Raw genomic sequence first — 23,851 nt, 5'->3', positions numbered from 1 at the left:
CCTCAATGCACACCTAAAGCTATTTACCAGTGCTGGACGTTAATTGACTAAATATCCCCGGATGGATTGATAATGGCCAGAACCTGATGATCCTCCCACACCCCGTTGATCTTCAAATTGCTTCGAGAGATGCCTTCTTTGAGAAAGCCGGCGTTCTCGAGCACGCGGATAGACGCGGGATTCCGAGGCGAGACTTCACCTACGATCCGGTGAAACTTCAGCTCCTCGAAGGCATAGCGTACGACCTGCTTCACCGCCTCCGTCGTATAACCCTTTCCGTTATACGCCTGGTCTAAGCTATATCCGATCATACAGCTCTGAAGAGGGCCGCGCATCACCAAGATCAGACCTATGCTACCTATAATCCGGTCATCCTCCTTGTGACATATCACGAAGGCGTATCTCCTATCCTCTTCCCTATCGGCCTTGCTTTTAATAATCGTTTGAAGCTGATGTTCCTCCGTATAGTACTCCTCTGAACTGTTAGGCGAAAATTTCTCGAAAAACTCCCGATTGCGCTTGTACATGGCTGTCAATTGTTCGGCGTCCGCCTCCTCGGGGAACCGGACGTACACTGGCTTCTCCGACATCAGTACCACTCCCGCACACAAGATATTAGATAATTATATCAAAGGCTGGAAGGTTCCGATATTGATTTGTTGAGCGGCGACAGTGAATCGAAGGACAAACTTTTATCTAACGGAGGTGGCAGCAGTTAAATATATAACCCGCGATTCCCGCCTAATCCGAACCAAAAAAGAGCGCACTAAGCGCTCTTTAAGGTTAATTCCTTTTGCCCTCTTGCTTCATATCCACTCACCGATGACTTGGCCGCGACTTGAAAACAAACGGGGCTATCGCAAGCGCTAATACGAGAAGCGCGACTCCGGCGAACGTTGCTATCCCGTAAGTTTGGATCCATAACGGTCCGTTGGCCGCTTTGTCGTATAACCAACCGCCCGCGATCGGGCCGATGAAACCGGCGATTCCCGTTAATGCCGAGAATACGGCCACGTACATAGGTCTTTCCGACTTCGGAGAATCCCCGATCAGGAAATTGAACACCAATAAATTATACCCGGCAAACCCGAACCCGAGAAGAATATGCACGACGATGAGAATGAGCAGCGCCGGCAAGATCGCCATTCCCGCCCATACCGCGCAGGAAGCCGCGATAAGCGGGAATGTCCACAGCAGCAGCGCGTTCGTGGAATATCTGCTGTTCAATACGCCCCAGTAATAATAACTGACCATCATGACGAGATTCTGAAGCATAATAATCATCGTCACCTTGCTCGTACTCAGATCCATGATCTCGAGCATGACGTAAGAGAACAGCGGGATAACGACATTTTGCAACAAAATAAACGCGGATATAAATAGCGTCGCCGACAGGAATCGCCGGTCGGTAAACGGTCTAACGAACAGCTTAAGAGATCTGCCGCTTTCCGACGGCTGGAAAGGCGGATTCGGATATCTCGATAGCGCCCATCCGTTCCATACGACGCATAAGGCGCTAAGCGCGAATAATACGGTGAAACCTTTCGGTCCCGGCAGCCATTCCATGATCTGACCGCCCGCCAACAACGTAATGCACACAACTGCCCAATGAACGGTGTTTCGAATGCCGAAATACTTCCCTCTCACCGCCGGGGGAACGACGTCGGCCATCAGAGAGGTCCAGATGACTCCTCCCGCCTGCCCGGAGATCATGGACACCAACCATAAAGCAATGTAAATCGGGATCCACGAGTCCTCCGTAAAGGTAAGGGGAATCAGTCCGGTTCCTACCCATAACGTCCGGTGGACAATGCCGAACAGCGCAACGAAAAATCGTCGATTCTGCCATTTCTGCATGGCAAAAGCGATAAAGATTTGAATGAGCAAGGCAAACGGAGGTATCGCCAATACCAGTCCGATGTGGAAAGCCGTAAAACCGAGATAAGTCAAATATACGGTCTGCAGCGGACCGCCGAGCAGGTTTCCCACTATATTCGCGGGTATTCCCTCGATGAGGGAAATACGCAAGCTTCTACGATTGACCGATTCGTTCTGCTTGCCGATAGCTAACGATTGCTTAAATCCCCTGATGAATCTGCTCATTCCATGCTCCCCCATGTTGTACCGGCTACATTATTCCTGCACTGTCTCTTCGCTATTGATATATTCCAGCAAAGCACGGACCATGACACCCGTCCCGCCCTTGCTCTCGAAACCCCTGTCACTCCACATCCAAGCCGTTCCTCCGATGTCCAGATGGATCCACGGCCGCTCGTCCGCGAACGCGTTTACGAACAGCGCTCCGGCTATCGCCCCCGCCCAGGTTCCCCCATGGTTTTTGACATCGGCTACGTCGCTCTTGAGCAAACGCTTATATTCCGGATACGTCGGAAGCGGCCATACGTATTCTCCGGCGCGACGAGCAGAGTTAAGAAAGCTCTGCAGCATCTCGTCGTCGTTCGAGAAGGCGCCCGTCGTGACGTCGCCCAGCGCGTGCATGACCGCGCCGGTTAACGTCGCGACGTCGATGAGCTTCGTCGCCCCTTGACGCAAAGCCGTCGCGAGCCCGTCCGCCAATACGATTCTGCCTTCCGCGTCGGTGTTCAGCACCTCGACGGTTTTCCCGCCATACGTACGGATAACGTCACCCGGCTTAAATGCGCTCCCGGAGGGCATATTCTCCGCCGCGGGGATCACGGCCACGATATTCATTGCGGGTTTCGACTCTCCGACTGCCCTCATGACGCCCATGATCGCCGCGGCACCGCCCATATCCGATATCATTTCCTCCATGCCCTCGGCTTTCTTCAGGGATATGCCCCCCGTATCGAAGGTTACTCCCTTGCCGATCAGTCCTAAAGTCTCGTCCGAGCCCGGGTTCCCTCTATGATGGATCACGATCATCCGCGGAGGGTTGGCGCTCCCGTTCCCGACGGCCAATAGACCTCCCATGCCCTCTTGAGCCGCTTCCCGTTCATCGAAGATGCGGCAATCCAATCCGTACCGCGCGGCAAGTAAACTCGCTTCGTTCGCTAGCCGACCGGGAGTCAGCAGATTGGCCGGTTCGTTCGTCAGCTCCCGCGCGTAACATACCGCATTGGCCGACCGAAAGCCGCGCAGCAGGCCTTCGCTCCATTCGCCGATCTCCGTCTCCGAATCGAGCACGAATTCGATCTCCGCGAGTAAAGCTTGCGTACGCCCCGCCTCCGCTTGACTATTCCTACGGTACAGTCCGAGAAGCAAACCTTCCATGAACGCGCAAGAGGCCGCTCTTAGATCGTGCTCCGCTAAGGATAACGAGAATCCCGGGGGTACGATGAAGACGGCTTTCTTTATTTGATATTCCAATAGCTTCGTTCCTAGGCTTCCGGCGGAATCCCGCAACGCTTTAGTCGTATACGGAGCAGCCTCGCAACCGACGAATAGCGCATACTTCTCGGGGAGGATTCCCAACGTGGAGAGCAGTTCGGTTTCTCCCGATTTTCCCTGATAAATACCTCGATCAACGCGATCTCTCAATGCCGAATCGATAGACGGCTCTACGAGCTTACGCCCCTCATCGATAGCCGCGCGATCGGCAAACACGATGATGGCTTCCGCCGTTCCTTGTAAGCCTCGTGCGTTAGGCCCCGTCGTTTCCCATTTCAGGGGCCAATCCTTCCATAACATGCCTATGTCCCACCCTAAGAGAGAATCTCGTGCTTTAAGAGGTTGTTGAGCTTTCACTATCACTAATCCAGATTCTACTCTTTTCACTCGACATAAGGCAAATAAATTAAAAATTCCGTCCCTTCGTTGAGTTGACTATCGACATGAATCGTGCCTCCATGATTACGGATAATCCGATAGCTGACCGACAACCCCAGGCCCGTCCCTTCTTCCTTCGTCGTGAAAAAAGGATCGAACAACCGGCTCAACGTCGCCCGCTGCATGCCCTTCCCGTTATCCTTAATCGAAATCAAAGCGTATTTCCCTTCTAACCTTGCCGTGATATCGATGCGCCCTTTGCGCCCGTCTTGTTTCTCGTGTATCGCATCCATCGCGTTTTTGATAATATTCAAAAATACTTGCTTAATTTGTTTTACGTCTACCGCAATCGTTAAATACGGATCGAAAATTTCATTGTGAATCTCGCATCCGTTCATAAGCGCTTCGCTCTCCGAGAGCATTGTCGTTTCCTTAAGCAACAGCCCAACGAGAACCTTCTGCTTCATTGGCGCGGAAGGTTTGGAGGAATTCAGAAACTCGTAAATAATATCGTTGGCCCGATCGATTTCCGACAAAATGATCCGACCGTATTCTTCTTTTCCGATGTTCTTGAGAAACGGGTTGAGCAGTTGAATAAAACCTCTGATCGAGGTTAACGGATTTCGGATTTCGTGCGCGATGGCCGCGGCGATCTTACCGAGCATCGCCAGCTTGTCGTTCTGGAATGCGGCCTGTTCGATCTGCTTGTACTCGGATACGTCCTTGACGCTAACTAGATAGTCGCCGTCCAACTCCTCGATACGCGAGATGCTAACTAGCAAGAACCGTCCGTTCGCATCTTGGAATTCGCCGTGATATCTACGAAACCGAACCATTTCCCGATAGATCCTCAGGAAGTTTTTACGAACGGAAAGCTGAAGGTTCGCGTGAAAAAATAGTTGATTGAGCGTAGAGCCGATCAAGGAGCGACGGGGGGCTTGCAGCATTCGCGACATCTGAACGTTAAGAAACCTTAAGTTCCCCGATCCATCGAATAAGGCAACTCCGCTGTCCATATGCTGGAGAACGGTTTCAAATTTATTCGGATGCTCTTCCTCCATCGGGGGATAGTGGATAGAGCTTGCGCTTTTGAGTATTCGTTCCGTTTCCGCTTCTTCCATCGCGGCCGCGCCTTCCGGCATTCGCACCGCGATAAGCAATTCCGTAATAAACAAAAGAGACCGGTGCACGAATGTCATCCGGTCTTCCGGTTCGGCATAAGAGAGCAAAAACTTCACGCTTTCCTCATGATGCTCCAAAATATCGTCGATCGGCACAGCCGAAAGCTCAAGCCGTAATTCCTTCGTCTCCGAACGAACGTGAAGTCCGCTGCTTCGAACAAACTCTGCCAGAATCGGAAAATAACGCGTTCGCCATCCGTCCATTCAAGCATCCCCCATCGCCAGAGCTGTGCAAGGCAAGATCAAATCAATTTTAATATCAAATTAATCAAATCATAGCCATTAATTAGCATTACTGTCAACGGGAGAAGTTGTCGAGCCTTGACGATCCATGGTTACTCCTGTTAGTCTTTGTTGTTCGATCCGCGGCCGTTCTCTCTTTCGCTTCGCCCGGATTTCCCATTCTTAGAATCTTCAAGCAGTCGCTTCCACGATGAATCGTTATTCCGCTTCTCGCCATCCCGATCGTTCCGCCCCTGGTAACCGGAATCATAATGCCCTCTCCCGTTACCCGCGTTGCGCCGATCGTCGTCCTTATCGTCTTCGTCGTCTTTTCCGCGCCAACCCTCTTCCTTGCTGCGTTTATCATTGTCCTCGTTACGTTTGTAGGCGTCATTTTTCCGGTTATCGCCGTCGTCCTTATACCGGTTACCCGAATCATTGCCGCGTCTGTCGTCATCTTTATCATCGTCATTGTTATTACGGCTGCCTATACCATTACCGCGCTTGTCGTTATCATTATGTTTGTCGTCGTTGTTGCCGTTGTTGCGTATTTTGTCATTTTTTCCATGGTTCGCTTTTCCGTCGTCTTTCGCTTTTCCGTCGTCTTTATCGTCCCGATCGTCTTTATCGTCATGGTCGTCTTTGTCGCTTTTATCATCGGATTTACCCTTGCTCATCACTTTATTCACGCCGCCCCAAGAAGCAGCGATATCCTTCAGCGACTTGGACTTAAGCGTCTCCATCGATACTTCGTGCCCTTTGCTCTTCGATACGAGCCAGAAAGCCATTTGCCCCGACGAGATCCCGTTCTTGTTCGCTTCCTCCCGAACTTCAGCCGGTACGGATACCGTCGTCACTTCAAGCGAAGCAGCCGGCTTGGACGGCTGTTCCCGCTTCGTCGCCTCATTCAGGATGCTTGTCATTTTGTTCGTGACATCTTTTTCCCAAGTTGATTTTACCGCCTTAACCGGCACGCTCGCGATCATGATTTCCCGGTCGTCCTCCGTAAGAACCTTGTCATCAATCAACCTCCGGGCAATCTCGTTCATGACCGTCTCTAACTCTCGTCCCCGGTATTTCAGCCCTTCGATGACGCCTTCCGCTTCCTTATTAATCGCACGCAGCTCGCGAACTCTTTCCTTGGCATCCAAGCCCAGCTCGATGCTCGGGTTAATATCCATCGTCACGTAGGCTACGACCGGCGGCGCGCGGAATACGAGGAAACCGATCAAGACGAGCAATAGCATCGAAACGGCCGCGCCTGCTTGCAACAATCTCTGCCGGATCCGGGGAACGGCACGCGCCAACGGAAAATCGGTAATCTCGTCTCCGATCTGGAACCGGGCTTGACGTTTCACGCTTACGAATTGACCGTCCGGCATAAGCACGATGGCCGTCCGTCTATTTAACGACATTACTGTTCCGCGATTCATGACATCCCCTCCTTTCCTTCACGATCCAAGCCGATATATTCCTGCAAAAAAGGATAAGTCCCATAGGCGATCAAACTTACCGCGATCAAATACTTACGATGGCGCTCGGCCGTTTTGCGAGAAACGGACTCCATTTCGCATAGTTCTTTAATCGGCAGTTGCCGTTTATCGCACAGCGAACGAAATAACGCCTCTTCGCTCGCGAGCCTTCTCCCCATCCTAAGCAACACTTCTCGCGAATCTTGATGACGGGGGGAATGGGTGACTAGATCATTAAACGTGATCCCATATAATGATAGCTCTTCCGTCAAAGCCGCGATTTCCAGCTTACGCTCGTCCGCGGATCTCTCTTGATGATAAGCTTCGATCGATTGAACGACTTCTATTCGATTAATCGCATTCTCTCCATCTTCCGTCGTAGAGTCGAAAGCGCTATAGGGAATGGATGCGGAATGTCTGCTTTCTTTCCTCACGTAATCGATCAGCCTTCGGTGTATGACCGTTTCCGCGAAGCCCAAAAACAACCTGCCTCCCTCCGCGGAAAAACCGGTAATCGCCTCATCGAATGCCGCCAAAGCCACGCTATACGCGTCATCCTGCTTCGGGTCGATATAACGGCGGAAAAATCGGCTGGTTGTCTTGAGTATGTATGGATGATACTGACGAATCAGCTCATTGCGCAGTTCATGACTTCCGTTCTGGATCTGCTCTACTATGCGATCAGGCGCGACTCCCTCGATCGAGTTCCGCGACGATCCGCCAGATGAACCCAGCCATTTCTTGAAAAGTACGAGCAGCACTCGCTCACCCCACATTCATACCATTCGAAGCTTTATCGCATTATAAGGGGGTACCCCCTGCAATAAATAAGAAAGACTGCCTTAAGCAGAAGAAATCCACTTAAGTGCAGTCTTCGTTACTTCCTATACTAACCCAGAGCGGGTTTAAATCGTACCCCCCGGCGTTCGTTTCAACTTCAACTTATGGCGTCTCTGACTTAAGACGATAAGACGTTTCTTTAACTGCTGCTCCCACTCCTGATCGCGGATTTCCTTCGCGAAGGTCAGTAAGTCGAGCGACATATCGATTTGATTTTGCACGATTTGCATCGGGTCTTCTTCTTCGTTGTTCACGCAATTCTCATGAAGAGCTTTGTCGGACTCGTCAACGTAGTCGTGGAAGTCGACTTCTGATGCTCCGTCGCCGTGTGCATATTCGGCCAAAATTTCGTATTCGTTCTCCACCAGATAGTGCACTTCGATACGGTGACAAACCGGGCAAAACAAAATCGGTACGTTATGAATGCGTGTCCGGATATGTTTTAACGTCCCTTTCGTTCCAATCATGCTGGCTCCACAGCAAAAGCTCATCGCCTTCCCTCCTTCAAATCAGCATTGTTATTCTTCTCACTATATTCTCTATCTATAAACACAATTCCTGCCGCATTTTATTTCCAATAGGGTAAAAAACTCCCCGGAACCAAGTTCCGAGGAGCTGACGAATCTATCCGATTCTTATTTCGCGACGAGGTGCTTGTCGCCGGCTTTCCAGTTCATCGGGCACAGACCGCCGGATTGCAAAGCTTGCAGTACGCGAAGAGTTTCCTCTACGCTGCGACCTACATCGTTATGGTTAACGACTTGGTATTTCAATTCGCCGTCCGGATCGATAATGAACAAACCGCGAAGCGCGATTCCTTCTTCTTCGATCAGAACGCCATAGTCGCGAGCGACTTGTTTCGTGATATCCGCGCCAAGCGGGTGATTCAATTGGCCAAGACCGTTATCGTTCTTAGCTGTATTAATCCACGCGCGGTGGCTGTGTTTGCTGTCTACGCTGACGCCGAGAACTTCCGTATTCAAGCCTTTGAATACTTCGTTAGCATCGGAAAGAGCCGTGATTTCCGTTGGGCACACGAATGTGAAGTCCAGCGGGTAGAAGTACAATACTAACCATTTACCACGGTAATCGGACAACGAAACTTTGCCGAAATCTTTACCGTCTCCGTTTGCCGTTTCCAAAGTGAAATCCGGTGCGGGACGACCTACTAAACGCTCTGCCATGCCATTTACCTCCTGTAAGCCCGACCTTGTCGCCAGTGCCTAATCAATAATCACGTTAAAAATCGTACCATCCTTGGACGGCCTAGTCAAGATGATAATTATTCTTTTTTTAGAATTATTATAATTAACGTTTCATTGCAGCGACGATCAAGTCGCCCATAGCCGTCGTACCGATCGCCGTGCTCTTATCTACCGCGATGTCGCCCGTGCGATGTCCGGCATCCAATACGTTCTTAACCGCGGTTTCAATGGCTGTCGCGGCTTCCTCGTAACCGAATGTCAAACGGAACATGAGCGCTACGGACAAGATCGTAGCAATCGGATTCGAGATGCCTTGTCCGGCAATGTCGGGAGCGGAGCCGTGAACCGGCTCGTACAATCCGAAGCTGCCTTCGCCAAGAGATGCGGAGGAGAGCATGCCGATCGATCCGGTCAGCATAGCCGCTTCGTCGCTCAAGATATCTCCGAACATGTTTTCCGTAACGATAACGTCGAAGCTCGACGGGCGGCGAAGCAATTGCATCGCGCAGTTATCTACAAGCACATGTTCTACTTCTACATCGGCGTACTCGGGAGCGATGCGGTTAACCGTATCTCTCCAGAGGCGGGAAGTTTCCAGGACATTCGCTTTGTCAACGGAAGCCAAGCGCTTGGAACGCTTCTGCGCAACTTCGAACGCTTGACGCACGATACGTTCGATTTCCGTTACGTTATATACGCATGTATCCACCGCTTCTTCGCCTTGCGCGCCTTCGCGACGGAATTTCTCTCCGAAGTAGATGCCGCCCGTAAGTTCGCGAACGACGATAAGATCCGTTCCTTCAAGAACTTCCGGCTTCAACGTAGAAGCATCCTTCAAGCAATCGAATACGACGGCGGGACGAATGTTGGAAAAGAGGCCTAACGCTTTGCGAATACCGAGTAAGCCGGTTTCCGGACGAAGTTCTTTGGAATTGTTGTCCCATTTCGGTCCGCCCACGGCGCCAAGAAGAACGGCATCCGCCTTGCGGCACATTTCAAGCGTATCTTCAGGCAACGGAGTGCCTCTCTCGTCGATGGCGATTCCGCCGAACAAGCCATGCTCAAGCTCGAATTTATAACCGAACAATTCCTCCGAACGTTTAAGTACTTTTTCAGCTTCCGCTACGACTTCCGGACCGATTCCGTCACCTGCGATGACGGCGATTTTTTTAACTTCTGACATCGTTATGATTCACTCCAATTTAGGGTATAGGTTGTCTAATGAGACCTTCTCTCAATTGTAGTACATTTAAGGGCAAGAGGCAAAATAGATAAAAACTATTACTTTAATAGGCTGCAGCTATTTAGCGGGCTAATGTCGTGAAAAAGCGGTGGGCAAGAAGCTTCTTGCCCACCGCTTTTCTATCGCTATTTCACCAATACGCTCTCCATCGCCTGATTCAGACGTTTCATCCCAATGATCGTTCTCTCGAAATCATTGTGCGTGAAATTAAGTCGCATCGTGTTCTTGCCGGAGCTGTCCGCGAAGAAGGAAACGCCGGGAACGAAGGCTACGTCCATATCGACCGCCGTCTTGAGCAATTCGCCCGTATCGATCGATTCCGGTAGCTCAAGCCAGAAGAACATGCCGCCCTTCGGCTCGTTCCATACGACGCCCGGCCATTGCTGCTCGCGCAGCAAGTCCGCCATCTGGCGCATACGGCTCTCGTATTCCTTGCGGACGAATTCGATATGTCCGTCTAGATCGAAATGTTCCATCAACTGATGCAAGGTCTGTTGATCCAGAGAGCTTGAGTGCAAATCGGCCGCTTGCTTGGCGCGGGCCATATGACGGATGAGATCGGGATCGCCCATTACCCAGCCCGTGCGCAGCGCCGGAGCTACCGTCTTGGAGAAGGTGCTCGTATAGACGACGCACGAACCTTTCGGATGCTGGTCTAACGAGAACAACGACGGATAAGTAATCGACGCATCCCCGAACTTCAGCTCGCCGTAAGGATCGTCCTCGAGAATAAGCGTATCGCTCGCCCGGCACAGCTCCAGTACGCCCTTGCGCCGTTCCAAGCTCCAAGCTTTCCCGGTCGGGTTGGAGAACGTCGGAATGGCGTACACCATTTTCGGTTTGTGCTGCTTCAGCTTGGCATCCAGATCCGCCAGTACCATGCCGTCTTCATCCGCGTCCACGGATACCAGCTTAGCGCCGTAAGACCGGAATACTTGCAAGGCGGACAAGTAAGTCGGTTTCTCGACCAAGATAACGTCGCCGTTATCGATGTAGATCCGAGTCAGCAGATCGATGGCTTGCTGCGATCCCGTCGTCAGGAGCATATCGTCCGGGGTCACCGTTACCCCTTTGCGCGCCATCCACTTGCAGATGCTTTCGCGAAGCGGCAAGTAGCCCTCCGTCAAACCGTATTGCAAGGCTTTATTGCCTGCGGCGAGTACCCGCTCGAAAGCTTCCCCGATCGCGGCGACCGGGAAATGCTCTTCCGCCGGCAATCCGCCGGCGAATGAAATGATCGATTTCTTCTGAGTCAGCTTCAGAATTTCCCGGACGGCCGACGATGAGAATGTGTCCAATCTCTTCGAGAATTGATAGTTCATCCAACGATCCCCATTTCTTAGATCAACGTAACGTTGTCGCGACGATTGCGGGCGGGAGCATTGCGCTTATCGATCAGCCTGTTCAGGGCATCCACGTAAGCGCGAGCGCTCGCTTCCAGAATATCCGTGCTCACTCCGCGGCCCTGCGCGGAAGAATCGCCTTGCTTAAGAACGACATGAACTTCGCCAAGCGCATCCGTACCGTCGGTTACCGATTTAATCGTATAATCGTCCAGTTCTACGACTTCGCCGGTAAGGGCGTCGATCGCTTGGTAGATCGCGTCCACGGAGCCATTGCCTTCCGACTCGCGCTTCACGATCCCCATCTGTGTCTTGAGCGTAACCGTCGCCGACGGGGTAGCATGGCTGTCGAAGGAAACGACAAGCTGCTCCAAGGCGAATACTTCCGGCGTTTCGATGATTTTCTCTTCGAGCAGCGCGCGAATATCCTCGTCGCTCACGTTTTTCTTCCGATCGGCCAAATCCTTGAATTTGCCGAACGCCGCGTTCACTTGCTCTTCCGTCAATTGCTCGTAGCCGAGATCGATGAGTTTCTCGCGGAACGCATGACGGCCGGAATGCTTACCGAGCACGAGCTTACTGTCGCGAAGGCCGATCGTCTCCGGAGAAATAATCTCGTAAGTCGTTTTCTCCTTCAACATGCCGTCCTGATGGATGCCGGATTCGTGCGCGAATGCGTTGGCGCCTACGATGGCTTTGTTGCCCGGTACGACCATGCCGGTAAGCTTGCTTACCAGGCGGCTTGTACGGGCAATCTCCTTCAAGTTCAACGTCGTCGTGGCTTGGAAGTATTCCGCCCGCGTTGCGAGCGTAAGCGCCACTTCCTCCAGCGAAGTGTTACCCGCGCGCTCGCCGATACCGTTAATGGTACCTTCGATTTGATCCGCGCCATTGAGAATAGCCGCTAGCGCGTTGGCGGTCGCCATACCCAAGTCGTCGTGACAATGCGCCGACAGCTGAATCGTATCGATTCCAGGTACTTTTTCTTTCAACGTTTTGAATATATTGCCGAATTCATAAGGCGTCAAATAGCCTACCGTGTCGGGGATATTCACGACGGTCGCTCCTGCTTTGATCGCCATTTCGGTTACTTCGCATAGGAAATCCAGTTCCGTGCGCCCGGCATCTTCCGGAGAAAACTCGACTTTATCGAAAAACTGCTTGGCATAGCGAATGACCCGATCCGCCGTTTCCAACACTTGCTCTTTCTCCATCCGAAGCTTGTGCTTGCGGTGAATCGGCGATGTCGCTAGAAACAGATGAATCCCGGGATTTTTTGCCCCTTTAAGCGCTTCGACTACCGCATCCACGTCTTGTTCCCTAGAACGGGCAAGACCGATAACGGTTGCATTTTTAACGGCTCTGGCCACTGCGTTAACCGCTGCTAAATCTCCCGGCGATGCCGCGGGGAAACCCGCTTCGATCCGGTCTACGCCCAACTTCTCCAATTGCAGGGCGATTTCCACTTTCTCTTGCGTGTTCAAGTTAACGCCGGGAGATTGCTCTCCATCCCTAAGCGTCGTGTCGAAAATATAAATTTTTCTCATGGTAGGGTTTAACCCGCACCTCCTGAAGCTAATCTTGACTATCTACAGATTATATCATATTCCACGAGGAGAAAAGCCACGTTTCGTCGCACAAAACAAAAAACCCGACCCAACGACTTTCTTGGATCGGGCCGGCTTTTCCACGCTTACATCAAGAACGTGCCGATTACGATGGACACGCCGATGATGATGGAACGAAGCATTTGCGCTATGGCCATGTTCCCGTTCGCGATTTGTTCGCACACTTTGAATTTCGGAGTCAACAAATCGAAAACCAGATAAACCAGACATAGAATCGCGATACCGATTACGGACCACGCTAACATATCCATCCAAGAGTCCGAGCTATAAGAAACCATAGCCACAATGATGCACAGCCCAAGCAGCTTGCTTCCGAAATAAAGTCCTGCCGCTTGATTTCCCTTATTGATTTCTTCCGAGTCGTTGAATTTCGTCAGCTTGCTGAATACGAACGCTCCTACGACCAACACGACGAGCAGAACGCCCAATCCGATCGCGACGTTCAACAAATCTTCGGCCAAATTATCCATTTACGATTCCTCCCTTATCTCAACAGCAGCGGGACAATAATACGCCATGTCCCCTGTAACGGCTTCCCCGATCCGAGGCAGTAAACCGGCGTAACGGCCTCCTATGACATAAGCTCCCGTTAACACGTAACCCGAATACTTGCCGTTCTCGGTCGGCACTTCGGCGGCTTCCATCTCGCATCGAAGCTGATAGACCTTCGGCTGATTCTCGTAATACTCCCGGATTTTCGTATCGTCGTCGCTTCCCCACTCCGAAGGATTTTCCGCATCCCCTTTGGAATCGAAGAGCGTAACTCCTTTGCCTTCCCGTCCCCAGAAGCCCTTGGATACATAAGGAGCGCCCGTCGCTTCGAATACGGTTTTCTCGAAATATGTAGGCAACAAATAGTTCTCGATCGCTTCGCATTCTTCCTTGCCGAATAGCGTGAAGCCTACCGCTTCTTCCGTTAGATGGTTCCTTTCGTATAGCGACCATATGAGCGCCATGAATCCTTTGCTCTGCGTAATGATGCTCTGAGCGGGATTAATCAAACCAAGCTTACCGTCTTCGACAAGCTTAAGAAGCGCCTCGCCGATCGGAAAATCCGAGGCTTCTTCCCGGTCGTGTACAAGATACTCAAGCGGATACAACCGGTACAGCACGTCGATCCGACGCCCATCCGAGTAAAGCCCGTCTTCCGGAACGATTTCCAGTTTATCCAGAGGGACGAATTCCGCGGGGTAACCGAGTTCGCGAACCGCTTCCATAACATACAGCGTGTTCGTCTTGTCTTCGATATGCCAGTCGTAGCAACTGAAAGCCAGAGTGCCTGTCAGCCCCGAATCCGCGTAATGGCCGAGCAACTGCCGGAATGCCTCTTGAATCGCCGCGCGCATCCCTTCGGACGGGTTGCCCAATCTTGCGCATCGACCGATCAAGGCTTCCGCTAGCCATGCCGTTTCCGGAATCCCTGAAGGGGTGTCGCTGTTGTTCTCGATGCATTTCATCAGCTCCCCATTTACGATCCAGTCCTGACGGGAAACCGCATGATACGGCACTTCGACGCGGGAAGACGGAATCAACGAAGGAGGAATCCCCAAGAACCGTTCGAAGAATTCGTCCGGCAAATACCTTTGCGCGAAACGAAGCGCCTTATCGTAAACCCCGTTCACCCGCTCCGCAGCTATCGCTATTCTTTGTACTTCATCCGGAGCATAGAGAAGAAAAGAGGGCAGGCAGTACTCCTTGCCGTACATCCGGTGGTAAGGTATCGCTTCGGCTATCGTTCCTTGGAACACCTCGTCATGCGTCAAAGCCATGTGGAACATCTTGCGCATCGCGCCTCAACCTCCGGAGCTGTTATCGCCGCCGCTGCCGAACCCGTTGAAGGGTTGGGATTTCGAAGAGCTGGATTTGAACTTGGAACTGGAGCTGGATTTATACTTCTTCTTCGATATCACGCCATAATACATACCGTCGGCGTCGTCATATACGCACTCTTCGTAATCCGGATCGCATTCGTTGCTCGCGGTCAATTGATTGCAGCCCGTCATCATGACCGGCACGGTCAGCAGCAAGGTTAACGCGGCCAGCTTGCCCGAATTGATCCTAAACGGCTTCTTCTCTTCTTGCGTCATTTAGTCCTTCACCTCTTTCAAGAAAAAAAGCACCTTTTTCCTCTCGTGATCGAACAGCGTGTAGATGACTTCGTACGAATTGCCGTATTCGATCAAATAATGATCGAGCAGAAGCTGCGAAATATCCATAGGCCCCGCAATCCCGTACAGCATCGACTTCACGTTGAAATCGCCATTATGCCAAACGCAGAAAACGGGTTCTATCGAATGACCTACATCAACGAATTCGAAGGCATGTTTGCAGATCGCCGAACCGTACGCTTCCACATCGTAATCCCTGAAAGGCTTCGCGTATATCGCATGCTCTCGGTTATTTTCCGATTCGTTGGACGTATGCTCGAACATCCGGTTCCGGATCACGGTCGCGTTCACTAGCTTGCGCAGGAACAACTCCTCCCGGGAAACATAAACCTCCAGCAGCTCTTGCTCCACGCGTCCTAACGATTCGGACCATTCCTGATAATGAAGCCGTATCATCGATCCCGTCACCTCCCCTCTTGGCGAAGCGCCGTTATCGTCTCTTTATCCGCAATTACGTATAACCTCGCATCGGCGGGAATCGCAGCATTCAGTTTGCGGTTGATCCCCATGTCGCTCCCGTCCGCGATTAACGTGGCGCCTTTCAGCAGCAGCGCCTGGAAAGCATCGCCATAGGTTTTCCAAGCGGCGTCCGCTTTGATCGCGAACATATCGTCGCCGTCTTGCCGGCTGAGCAACTGGGTGAATATTTCGATATTGCCTTCGTGCAATGCCGCCCTTACGGCCAACCGGGAAACCGCGTCGTAAGACAGCACGAACTCGTTCACTTTGACATGACGGAAATTTTGTATGTGTTTTTCCAGAACGATTTCAACCGTCGTATGTACTTCCGGAGCATGCTTTTCTATACTGGATGCGATCAACAGCGATTTACCGTCTACGAGCGAAGTATCGTCGATTCGGGAATCCGAGAAAATGATCGCCGCGCGGGCCTTATGAACGCTTGCGTTCTCAAGCGTATCGACCGATGTCGGATCGCCGCTGACGAAAAACACTTTAGGATGGTCGAACGGATGCTTGTCAGAATCGTCAACGATCACGATCTCGATATCCTCGTCGGTCGATAAGATCTCTTCCGCGGCAAGCTTCGCCTTCTTGCTCCAGTTAATGAGGATAATGTGCTGATTACCTTGGTATTTCAATAGTCCGGCCTCCCTCTTACGGTGAATCTCCACGAAATAATCGATGATTTTGCCGATGACCAAGCTGAGCAGTCCGATCCCGAACACGTACAGGAACATCGCGAACGCTTTGCCGGGCACGGTGGTCGGATAGAAGTCGCCATAACCTACGGTCGCAATCGTGGTCATAACCCAATAGAACGCGTTAAACCAACGCTCCTTAAACGTAACGGGCTCGATCAAATAAATAATAGAAGCGCTCGCCAACACGAACCCGATCGTCCCGAACAGCAGGAAAATGCTTTTGAGCCGGATCAGCTTCATCGAGAGCTTGCGGATGATGTGCAGTACCTTCACCCCCTTGCAGGTCCTTATTCTCACTTTATGCTACGTTTACGGCTACGATATCCATAATCTACAGCTTGACTAACGTCGAAAATAGTCGTTATTCGCCGTCGATTACGGGGGTAACCGGAGTGATTATATCATAAAATTCTAACAATATTGTGTTTTTTTTCTAATAATTGAAAAAGCGAAAAAAAGCCCCGGCGGCTGCCGAGGCTTCGTTCGAAACGATAGAGTCTTACTTGCTGATCCAGTGCATCATGCCGCGCAGTTGAGCGCCGACGACTTCGATCGGGTGCTCGGCTTCGTTGCGGCGAGTAGCCGTAAGGAACGCGCGTCCGGATTGGTTCTCAAGGATAAAGTCGCGAGCGAATTTACCTTGTTGGATATCGGAAAGAACGCGTTTCATTTCTTTTTTCGTTTCGTCGGTTACGACGCGAGGTCCGGTAACGTAGTCGCCGTATTCCGCGGTGTTGGAGATCGAATTGCGCATGGAAGCAAGTCCGCCTTCATACATCAAGTCAACGATCAATTTCAACTCGTGCAAACATTCGAAGTAAGCCATTTCAGGCGCATAACCAGCTTCTACAAGCGTTTCGAAACCGGCTTTAACGAGCGCGGAAGCACCGCCGCAAAGAACGGCTTGTTCGCCGAACAAGTCGGTTTCGGTTTCTTCGCGGAAGGAAGTTTCGATAACCCCTGCGCGAGTACAACCGATTCCTTTGGCATAAGCCATACCGATTTCGAATGCTTTGCCCGTTCCGTTCTGATGGATAGCGATCAGTCCCGGTACGCCGAAACCTTCGACGTAAGTACGGCGAACCATGTGGCCAGGGGATTTAGGAGCGACCAACAGAACGTCCGCATCCGCAGGAGCAACGATTTGGCCGAAATGAACGTTAAAACCGTGGGAGAACATAAGAGCTGCGCCTTTTTTCAGGTTCGGCTCGATTTCGTTCTTATAAACGCTTGCTTGCGTCTCATCCGGCATAAGGATTTGAACAACGTCGGCTTTGCGAGTCGCGTCAGCTACGGAAAGGACTTCGAAACCGTCATTGCGGGCAGTGTCGGCCGATTTGCCTTCGCGAAGACCGATAATAACGTTTACTCCGCTGTCGCGAAGGTTTTGCGCTTGCGCGTGACCTTGGCTGCCGTAACCGATTACCGCGATTGTTTTGCCTTTAAGAACGCCGAGATCAGCGTCTTTCTCGTGAAATAAATTAACTGCCATTGGATTGTGTTCCTCCTTAAAATAGTAAAAATAGTGATTGTTAACCCTCGAAGCGGGCGTTCCAAGGGAGAATGCCGCTACCGCAAACAACCGCTTCTCCCCTCGGACCCCCGCTTCGAGCGGGTACTCTACAACTAACCGCATAACTCTTATTCTACTTAGCGCCTCTGTTCATCGCCGTAACTCCCGTGCGGGAAAGCTCGCGGATGCCGTACGGCTTCAGCAATTCGATCATCGCATCGATTTTCTCGGTATCGCCTACGACTTGAACGATCAAGGTCGTAGGTCCGATGTCGACAACCGCGGCGCGGAACGTCTCCACGATACCGAGAATTTCCGGTCTCATGGACGGGTCGGCTCCGATCTTGATCAGGCCGAGCTCGCGACCTACCATCGGGTTGCCGCTTACGTCGATGACTTTAATAACGTCGATAAGCTTGTACAATTGCTTCTGGACTTGCTCCAGCGTATGGTCGTCGCCTGTAGTGACGATAACCATACGGGAGAGGCCAGGTTCTTCGGAAGAGCCTACGGTAATGCTCTCGATATTGAAGCCGCGGCGGCCGAACAGGCCTGACACCCGTTGCATAACGCCCGGCTGATCGTTCACAAGTATCGCTATCGTATGTTTACGGTTCATTCGGAATCCCCCATAATCATCTGATCGATCGTGCTTCCTTGGGTAACCATCGGATACACGTTCTCGTGTTTGCGAACGACGAATTCAACGACCGCAGGACCCGGATGCGCGAGCGCTTCCTTCCAAACCTGAAGCGCGTCTTCCTTGTTAGCGGCGCGGAATCCTTTAACGCCATAGGCTTCTGCCAGCTTCACGAAATCGGGGCTGCCCGACAGATCGATATGGCTGTAGCGATTATCATAGATCAGTTCTTGCCATTGGCGAACCATTCCAAGCACTTGGTTATTGATAATAACCACTTTGACCGGAATGTTGTTAATTGCGCAGATCGCTAGCTCTTGAGCGCACATCTGCATGCCGCCATCGCCGTTGATGGATACGACCGTTCTATCCGGATTGCCCATTTGCGCGCCGATCGCGGACGGGAATCCGAATCCCATCGTTCCCAAACCGCCCGAAGTTACCCATGAGCGCGGCTTCTTGAAAGGATAATACTGAGCGGCCCACATTTGGTGTTGCCCGACGTCGGTCGTTACGATCGCGTCGCCGTTCGTCGTATCGTGAATCATCGAGATGACCCATTGCGGTTTCAATTCGGTGTCCGAATCGATATATTTGAAAGGCTTTGCCGCCTTCCATTCCGCAATCTGCTTCCGCCAAGCGTCCGCTTTACCCGCGTATTTCGCAATCGAGTTCGCTTGCTCGAGCACGGCTTTCACGTCGCCTACGATCGGTACGTCAGTCGGAACGTTCTTGCCGATTTCCGCCGGATCGATATCGATGTGAACGATCTTAGCGTTCGGCGCGAAACCCGCGAGCTTACCGGTTACGCGATCATCGAACCTCGCTCCGATATTGATGAGCAAATCTGCCGTTTGGATTGCCGTATTCGCCGTCCATGTTCCGTGCATGCCCGGCATCCCCATATGCAACTCGTGGCCGCTCGGGAAACCGCCCAAACCAAGCAACGTCGTCGTCGTCGGAATTCCCGTCTTCGTGATGAACTCGTGCAGTTCCTCATGGGCTCCCGAGTAAACGACGCCGCCGCCGGCGAGAATTACCGGCTTCTCTGCGTTCTCGATCGCGCGGATCATTTTGTCCACTTGATTCTTGTTAGGGTTGACCGTCGGATGATATCCGCGCAGATTAACTTCGGTCACGGGCTGGAACAACGTCTTCTCGGCTGATACATCCTTCGGAATATCGATGAGCACCGGACCTTTGCGTCCGCTATTGGCAATATGGAAAGCTTCATGGATGATTCGCGGCAAGTCTTCCGCCTTGCGCACCAGGTAGCTGTGCTTCGTGATCGGCATCGTGATCCCCACGATATCCGCTTCCTGGAAGGCGTCCGTTCCGATTAGGTGAGTCGCAACGTTACCCGTAATAACGACCAACGGTACGGAATCCATATAAGCGGTAGCGATACCCGTGACTAGGTTCGTCGCCCCCGGTCCCGATGTCGCGATACATACGCCTACTTTGCCGGTAGAGCGTGCATATCCGTCAGCGGCATGAATGGCGCCTTGCTCGTGGCGAGTCAGAAGATGCTGGAAATCGGTGAAGCCGTGCATGGCATCGTAGATGAACAGAACCGCGCCTCCCGGATAGCCGAAGACGCACTCCGCTCCCTCCAGTAACAAACTACGAAGCAAAATATCCGAACCCGAGATCACTTCCGGCTTACTCCACTTCTGAATCAACTCTTCTTTGGATTTCAATGTAACACCTTGTGTACTCATCCTTTTTTTCCTCCTTTCAACAAATCAAAAAGCCTTTCATCCCAACGCCAATATGGCTGCTTGGGACGAAAGGCTGTTGCTTCCGCGGTACCACCCGAGTTTGCCGCGCACCTCGCGGTGACGGCCTTATAAAGTACGTGTTCCGACTAGACGAAGGAACGAGCCATACTCTAAGCGCAATAACGTGCGCCAATCCGATTCTCCCTAATGCGTCGATATGACGGTTCAGGGGAACAGCTCCGAGGAGACTTCGCTTACAGGGATTAAGGCATCGGTTTCAGCTAGTCCGACGCTCTCTGATCATAAGGGCCCTATCGCTTTATCCTCATCACGGCTATTTGTTTTTCAGTCGATTTAGCACTAATTATATTCTTCGCTAAGTCATTCGTCAATACACATCTTAGCCGTTACCAATCAAAAAAGTTGTTCATACGTTGTAAAACCGGTATTCGCCGAAAGTTAAAGCAATTCCGAGCGACTTAAATCGGGGGAGGCGCCCCACTTGATCCGATGGAGACAACCACGTGACGATAAAGGCATCGTCGAGCTTGTCCGCACGCAATTGATTCCGATTTCCCCTTGGCAGCACCCGCGAGGCAATCGGCTGCATTACGAAATCACCCGCCGCATCCGCAAAGGGGCAACGCTTGTCGTCGCCCAATCCGCTAAGAGCTCGCCGATCGGTTTCTTGCATTTGGAGTTTCGTTCCAAAGCGTTATTCATTGATTTATTGGCCGTAGATTCCCGCTACCAGAGCAAACAGTGGGGAACCGCGCTTATGCTTCGTGCCGAACAGTATGCCCTTAAGAAAGGTTACATTGTATCTCACGTGTTCGTTGATGAAGATAACGTACGCGCTATTCGCTTTTATCAAAAACTCGGATATTATCCCCTGCGAGCGCTCCAAGCTCTAAAAGTCATAGAACTGGCAAAGCACTTGGCATAAAGCAAAAACAGCGGATCCGAGACTTATCGGTCCCTTCCGATCCGCTGTTAATCTTCTTATCCATTTGCGTTGGTGTCCACAAGCCTTAAACCTTACCTTGTTAATTTACCAGCCCCAACCACCGTAACCGAATCCGTCGTATCCTCCATAACCACCGAATCCTCCGCCATATCCAAACCCGTCAGCAGCCGTACCGACGGCCAACACATCGAATAATAAGAGCGGAAGGAACAATTTCGTCTGCACCTTTTTACCTTTCGGCGGTTCTAGCACAAGCCGGTTACCGGATATACGGACAAGCTTACCCAAGACTACGGATCCGTCCTTGCGCACGGCATATATTTGTTTTCCGACTAACTTCTGTACTTGCGAACGCGTTATACGTGACATCTCTAACCACTCCTCCCTAGGTGCTCTCGAAGAAGTTGCACCGTGTCCATTAACTTATGAGGAGGAAGCTTCTCGTGCTTGTACCTCTGTCCGATAGCGGAGGAAATGGGGCTGGAGAACGCGTGTGCTAAGGAACTCGAATTAGGAACTCGAATTAGGACTTGCGCTGAAAGAAACATTTGTATAATATCGTAGTCAAATAGGTCGCGAAGAACGCGCCGTTCGTATCCAGAATTCTCTGGACGGACGGCGTATTTTATTTTAAGGGGGCGGCGTCAAATGGTGGTCATGGTTAATCCGACTTTCGAAGCTGCATACGATGCGTGGATAACTTTTCATGTGAAGAAAAGTACCGGGGAGAGGAAACGAAAACTTCTAAAGGGATTAGGTCACGCTCCGAAGTTGTTTTTAAAGAACGTCTGGTGGCCCCTTTTCGGGCATCTATCGGATTTAATTCCGGAATTTGAGGTTCGGGATTTCAAGGACGGCTATCGCTATTTGGATTTCGCATGGATCTATAACGGCGTCGAAATTGCCATCGAGATCGACGGCTTCGGCTCTCACTGGCGAGACATAGACCGCTGGCAATTCGACGACCATCTGTTTCGCCAAAATGATCTGGTGCTGGATGATTGGATCGTTCTTCGCTTCTCTTTCGATGCTATCAAGGATCACCCCCGGAGATGCCAACAGATGATCCTGCACGCAAAAGGAAAGTGGAGCCTTGAGACACCTGATCTCCCCGTCGTCGCGGATCCCATTGACCGGTCGATATTGGAATTCGCCATCCGCGCAGGCGGTCCTTTTTCACCTTCTCAGGCTGCCGAGATATTGGGCTGGAATCGCGTTACCATACGTCGACACGCGAAAAATCTAGCCGCTATGGGAATACTTATTCCCGCCGGCAACAGCAAACAAAGGAATAGAATGTATAAAATCAATCCGACGTTTCATTCCATCAGCCAAGTGGCTTCGAAACCTATCCTTCGGCAAAGATAAGCTACTCTCAGTGCTTTATTTGGTTCATCACCTATCCAGCGGCGGAGTTAAGGTACTCTCTGGACCTCTGTCAAGAAAGTGGACACGCTATAAGAGCGTTTATTTAATACTGCTATAGTACTGAGCTTCGAATTGCGAAGGTGATAAGTAACCTAGCGAACCATGTATTCTCTTACGGTTGTAGAAGAGCTCAATATATACAAACATCTCTTGTTGCGCCTGCGCCTTCGTTTGAAATTTCGTACAGTAAATAAACTCCTTCTTCAGCACGCTGTGGAACGATTCGATACAGGCGTTGTCGTAGCAGTTACCTTTGCGGCTCATGCTTGCTTCCATGCCATATTGCTTTAACCTTTCACGGTATTCATCTGATGCATACTGCGAACCCCGATCAGAGTGGTGTATAAGCCCTTTGGGAGGTTTGTGCGTACTGTATGCCTGATCAAGCGCTGCAAGCACTAAATCGGTTGTCATCCGGTCTGCGAGCTTCCAGCCCACAATCTTACGGGTATATAAATCCAGAACGCTGGCGAGGTACAAACGACCTTCACGGCACGGTATATAGGTAATATCGGTTACCCAAATCTTGTTAGGTGCAGTCGTCTTAAAATCCTGATTCAGCACATTTGGTGCTATAGGTTGATCGTGATTCGAGTCAGTGGTGGTCACTCGGAATTTCTTAGATACACAAGAACGTAAACCATTCTCATGCATGATTTTCCCTACTAAACGTTCAGAAACTGTCCAACCTTCTTTTCGTAGAAGTTTTGTGATTTTAGGGCTACCATACCTGTTGTGAGCGTCTAGGAAAAGCCAGGTGATTCGCGCCAATAGCGCTCTGCGACGCTTCTGATAACTGTTCTGGACGGTCTTCTCCAGAAGCCATTTATAGTAACCGCTCCGTGATACACATAGAACTGTGCACATCTTCTCCATTCGAAACTCGGAGCGATGATCTTCGATGAATTGGAACCTTAGTTCCTTTCTTTGCTGAAGATGTGCATGGCCTTTTTTAGGATAGCGATTTCTTCCTTGAGATCCTCAATCGTGCGTTCTTGCTCCATCAGTTGCTTATCTTTCTGGTGAAGGGTCGCACGATCTACAAGCGGTTCATTCTCAAACTTGCGGTACTTGGTCATCCACTGTTTTAACGTACCACTTGGGATGTTTAAATCTTCTCCGATCTGGGGCAATGTCTTTGTCTGTTCCTGAATGTATTTAACAGTCTGTTCTTTAAACTCTTCACTGTAACGCTGTCTCTTCTCACCCATACCGGACACCTCATCTTCTTATTGTTTTTTATTATCTGTTAGTTCTTATGAGGTGTCCACTTTCTATTCTAGCTGCACTCAGTGCTCTATGTGGTGGGTCGGCGGTGTGCTGCCTATCCATCGGCAAAGATAAGCTACTCTCAGTGCTCTATTTGCTTC

Annotated in this window: 23 protein-coding genes and 1 pseudogene; 2 read left to right on the top strand and 22 right to left on the bottom strand. The window is 51.1% G+C overall.

Annotated features, from left to right (window positions below):
- Positions 1-47: 47 nt before the first annotated feature.
- The 19 genes from HH215_RS33020 to ilvB all read right to left on the bottom strand — a co-directional run bounded on the left by HH215_RS33020 (position 48) and on the right by ilvB (position 20,086).
- Positions 48-590 (bottom strand): GNAT family N-acetyltransferase, encoded by a 543-nt coding sequence (locus HH215_RS33020; protein WP_169283772.1) that lies wholly within the window; start codon positions 588-590, stop codon positions 48-50.
- A 226-nt stretch (positions 591-816) separates the two neighbouring features.
- Positions 817-2,103, bottom strand: coding sequence for an MFS transporter (locus tag HH215_RS33015; protein WP_169283771.1), 1,287 nt, complete (start codon positions 2,101-2,103; stop codon positions 817-819).
- A gap of 30 nt (positions 2,104-2,133) precedes the next feature.
- Positions 2,134-3,669 (bottom strand): leucyl aminopeptidase, encoded by a 1,536-nt coding sequence (locus tag HH215_RS33010; protein WP_169283770.1) that lies wholly within the window; start codon positions 3,667-3,669, stop codon positions 2,134-2,136.
- Positions 3,670-3,752: 83 nt separating this feature from the next.
- Entirely contained in the window at positions 3,753-5,132 is a 1,380-nt protein-coding gene (locus HH215_RS33005) for an ATP-binding protein (protein ID WP_169283769.1), read from the bottom strand.
- A 140-nt stretch (positions 5,133-5,272) separates the two neighbouring features.
- Entirely contained in the window at positions 5,273-6,583 is a 1,311-nt protein-coding gene (locus tag HH215_RS33000; RefSeq protein WP_169283768.1) for an anti-sigma factor domain-containing protein, read from the bottom strand.
- The gene (gene sigI / locus HH215_RS32995) at positions 6,580-7,383 is read right to left on the bottom strand and encodes an RNA polymerase sigma-I factor (RefSeq protein WP_169283767.1); all 804 of its coding nucleotides are present in this window, start codon (positions 7,381-7,383) and stop codon (positions 6,580-6,582) included. Before sigI ends, HH215_RS33000 begins: the two co-directional genes overlap by 4 nt.
- A gap of 144 nt (positions 7,384-7,527) precedes the next feature.
- Positions 7,528-7,953, bottom strand: a complete 426-nt coding sequence (locus HH215_RS32990) for a hypothetical protein (protein ID WP_169283766.1) — start codon at positions 7,951-7,953, stop codon at positions 7,528-7,530.
- 144 nt (positions 7,954-8,097) lie between these two features.
- Entirely contained in the window at positions 8,098-8,646 is a 549-nt protein-coding gene (locus HH215_RS32985) for a peroxiredoxin (RefSeq protein ID WP_169283765.1), read from the bottom strand.
- A gap of 124 nt (positions 8,647-8,770) precedes the next feature.
- The gene (leuB, locus tag HH215_RS32980) at positions 8,771-9,850 is read right to left on the bottom strand and encodes a 3-isopropylmalate dehydrogenase (RefSeq protein WP_169283764.1); all 1,080 of its coding nucleotides are present in this window, start codon (positions 9,848-9,850) and stop codon (positions 8,771-8,773) included.
- A 185-nt stretch (positions 9,851-10,035) separates the two neighbouring features.
- Positions 10,036-11,232 (bottom strand): aminotransferase-like domain-containing protein, encoded by a 1,197-nt coding sequence (locus HH215_RS32975; RefSeq protein WP_169283763.1) that lies wholly within the window; start codon positions 11,230-11,232, stop codon positions 10,036-10,038.
- Between the two features lie 17 nt (positions 11,233-11,249).
- On the bottom strand, positions 11,250-12,800 hold the full coding sequence (locus HH215_RS32970) for a 2-isopropylmalate synthase (RefSeq protein ID WP_169283762.1): 1,551 nt from the start codon (positions 12,798-12,800) through the stop codon (positions 11,250-11,252).
- A gap of 146 nt (positions 12,801-12,946) precedes the next feature.
- Positions 12,947-13,351, bottom strand: coding sequence for a DUF350 domain-containing protein (locus HH215_RS32965; RefSeq protein WP_169283761.1), 405 nt, complete (start codon positions 13,349-13,351; stop codon positions 12,947-12,949).
- On the bottom strand, positions 13,352-14,668 hold the full coding sequence (locus HH215_RS32960) for a glutathionylspermidine synthase family protein (RefSeq protein WP_169283760.1): 1,317 nt from the start codon (positions 14,666-14,668) through the stop codon (positions 13,352-13,354). It abuts the gene before it with no gap.
- Positions 14,669-14,674: 6 nt separating this feature from the next.
- A complete protein-coding gene (locus tag HH215_RS32955; protein ID WP_169283759.1) occupies positions 14,675-14,968 on the bottom strand; it encodes a hypothetical protein in 294 nt (97 codons plus the stop codon).
- Complete coding sequence (locus tag HH215_RS32950; RefSeq protein WP_169283758.1) at positions 14,969-15,445, bottom strand: hypothetical protein; 477 nt, start codon at positions 15,443-15,445, stop codon at positions 14,969-14,971.
- An 8-nt stretch (positions 15,446-15,453) separates the two neighbouring features.
- A complete protein-coding gene (locus HH215_RS32945) occupies positions 15,454-16,485 on the bottom strand; it encodes a potassium channel family protein (protein ID WP_310735522.1) in 1,032 nt (343 codons plus the stop codon).
- Positions 16,486-16,711: 226 nt separating this feature from the next.
- Positions 16,712-17,704: a ketol-acid reductoisomerase gene (ilvC, locus tag HH215_RS32940; protein WP_169283757.1), complete on the bottom strand. Its 993-nt coding sequence runs from the start codon at positions 17,702-17,704 to the stop codon at positions 16,712-16,714.
- A gap of 154 nt (positions 17,705-17,858) precedes the next feature.
- The gene (gene ilvN / locus HH215_RS32935) at positions 17,859-18,344 is read right to left on the bottom strand and encodes an acetolactate synthase small subunit (RefSeq protein WP_169283756.1); all 486 of its coding nucleotides are present in this window, start codon (positions 18,342-18,344) and stop codon (positions 17,859-17,861) included.
- Positions 18,341-20,086: a biosynthetic-type acetolactate synthase large subunit gene (gene ilvB, locus HH215_RS32930; RefSeq protein ID WP_169283755.1), complete on the bottom strand. Its 1,746-nt coding sequence runs from the start codon at positions 20,084-20,086 to the stop codon at positions 18,341-18,343. The genes ilvN and ilvB overlap by 4 nt, the downstream gene beginning before the upstream one ends.
- 502 nt (positions 20,087-20,588) lie before the next feature.
- Here ilvB and HH215_RS32925 point away from each other — a divergent pair.
- Positions 20,589-21,032: a GNAT family N-acetyltransferase gene (locus HH215_RS32925; protein ID WP_169283754.1), complete on the top strand. Its 444-nt coding sequence runs from the start codon at positions 20,589-20,591 to the stop codon at positions 21,030-21,032.
- A 105-nt stretch (positions 21,033-21,137) separates the two neighbouring features.
- Here HH215_RS32925 and HH215_RS32920 read toward each other — a convergent pair whose 3' ends face one another.
- Complete coding sequence (locus HH215_RS32920) at positions 21,138-21,422, bottom strand: 50S ribosomal protein L33 (RefSeq protein WP_169283753.1); 285 nt, start codon at positions 21,420-21,422, stop codon at positions 21,138-21,140.
- 279 nt (positions 21,423-21,701) lie between these two features.
- Here HH215_RS32920 and HH215_RS32915 point away from each other — a divergent pair, with 279 nt between their 5' ends.
- Positions 21,702-22,421 carry a winged helix-turn-helix domain-containing protein gene (locus tag HH215_RS32915; RefSeq protein WP_169283752.1) on the top strand — a complete coding sequence of 240 codons (720 nt, stop codon included), beginning with the start codon at positions 21,702-21,704 and terminating at the stop codon, positions 22,419-22,421.
- Positions 22,422-22,520: 99 nt separating this feature from the next.
- Here the strand turns inward: HH215_RS32915 and HH215_RS32910 are convergent.
- Positions 22,521-23,387, bottom strand: a pseudogene (locus HH215_RS32910) (IS3 family transposase); the annotation flags it as partial.
- 8 nt (positions 23,388-23,395) lie between these two features.
- Positions 23,396-23,692, bottom strand: a complete 297-nt coding sequence (locus HH215_RS36180; RefSeq protein ID WP_217362261.1) for a transposase — start codon at positions 23,690-23,692, stop codon at positions 23,396-23,398.
- Positions 23,693-23,851: the final 159 nt, after the last annotated feature.

It is taken from the genome of Cohnella herbarum (assembly GCF_012849095.1).
Lineage (GTDB): Bacteria > Bacillota > Bacilli > Paenibacillales > Paenibacillaceae > Cohnella > Cohnella herbarum.
Note: the sequence above shows the minus strand (reverse complement) of the source record. Positions and strands in the feature narration are given on the sequence as shown.

Coding starts and splice junctions, on each gene's coding strand:
- HH215_RS33020 (WP_169283772.1), bottom strand. CDS start 590: ATGTCGGAGAAGCCAGTGTACGTCCGGTTCCCCGAGGAGGCGGACGCC.
- HH215_RS33015 (WP_169283771.1), bottom strand. CDS start 2,103: ATGAGCAGATTCATCAGGGGATTTAAGCAATCGTTAGCTATCGGCAAG.
- HH215_RS33010 (WP_169283770.1), bottom strand. CDS start 3,669: ATGTTATGGAAGGATTGGCCCCTGAAATGGGAAACGACGGGGCCTAAC.
- HH215_RS33005 (WP_169283769.1), bottom strand. CDS start 5,132: ATGGACGGATGGCGAACGCGTTATTTTCCGATTCTGGCAGAGTTTGTT.
- HH215_RS33000 (WP_169283768.1), bottom strand. CDS start 6,583: ATGAATCGCGGAACAGTAATGTCGTTAAATAGACGGACGGCCATCGTG.
- HH215_RS32990 (WP_169283766.1), bottom strand. CDS start 7,953: ATGAGCTTTTGCTGTGGAGCCAGCATGATTGGAACGAAAGGGACGTTA.
- HH215_RS32985 (WP_169283765.1), bottom strand. CDS start 8,646: ATGGCAGAGCGTTTAGTAGGTCGTCCCGCACCGGATTTCACTTTGGAA.
- leuB (WP_169283764.1), bottom strand. CDS start 9,850: ATGTCAGAAGTTAAAAAAATCGCCGTCATCGCAGGTGACGGAATCGGT.
- HH215_RS32975 (WP_169283763.1), bottom strand. CDS start 11,232: ATGAACTATCAATTCTCGAAGAGATTGGACACATTCTCATCGTCGGCC.
- HH215_RS32970 (WP_169283762.1), bottom strand. CDS start 12,800: ATGAGAAAAATTTATATTTTCGACACGACGCTTAGGGATGGAGAGCAA.
- HH215_RS32965 (WP_169283761.1), bottom strand. CDS start 13,351: ATGGATAATTTGGCCGAAGATTTGTTGAACGTCGCGATCGGATTGGGC.
- HH215_RS32960 (WP_169283760.1), bottom strand. CDS start 14,668: ATGCGCAAGATGTTCCACATGGCTTTGACGCATGACGAGGTGTTCCAA.
- HH215_RS32955 (WP_169283759.1), bottom strand. CDS start 14,968: ATGACGCAAGAAGAGAAGAAGCCGTTTAGGATCAATTCGGGCAAGCTG.
- HH215_RS32950 (WP_169283758.1), bottom strand. CDS start 15,445: ATGATACGGCTTCATTATCAGGAATGGTCCGAATCGTTAGGACGCGTG.
- ilvC (WP_169283757.1), bottom strand. CDS start 17,704: ATGGCAGTTAATTTATTTCACGAGAAAGACGCTGATCTCGGCGTTCTT.
- ilvN (WP_169283756.1), bottom strand. CDS start 18,344: ATGAACCGTAAACATACGATAGCGATACTTGTGAACGATCAGCCGGGC.
- ilvB (WP_169283755.1), bottom strand. CDS start 20,086: ATGAGTACACAAGGTGTTACATTGAAATCCAAAGAAGAGTTGATTCAG.
- HH215_RS32920 (WP_169283753.1), bottom strand. CDS start 21,422: ATGTCACGTATAACGCGTTCGCAAGTACAGAAGTTAGTCGGAAAACAA.
- HH215_RS32915 (WP_169283752.1), top strand. CDS start 21,702: ATGGTGGTCATGGTTAATCCGACTTTCGAAGCTGCATACGATGCGTGG.
- HH215_RS36180 (WP_217362261.1), bottom strand. CDS start 23,692: ATGGGTGAGAAGAGACAGCGTTACAGTGAAGAGTTTAAAGAACAGACT.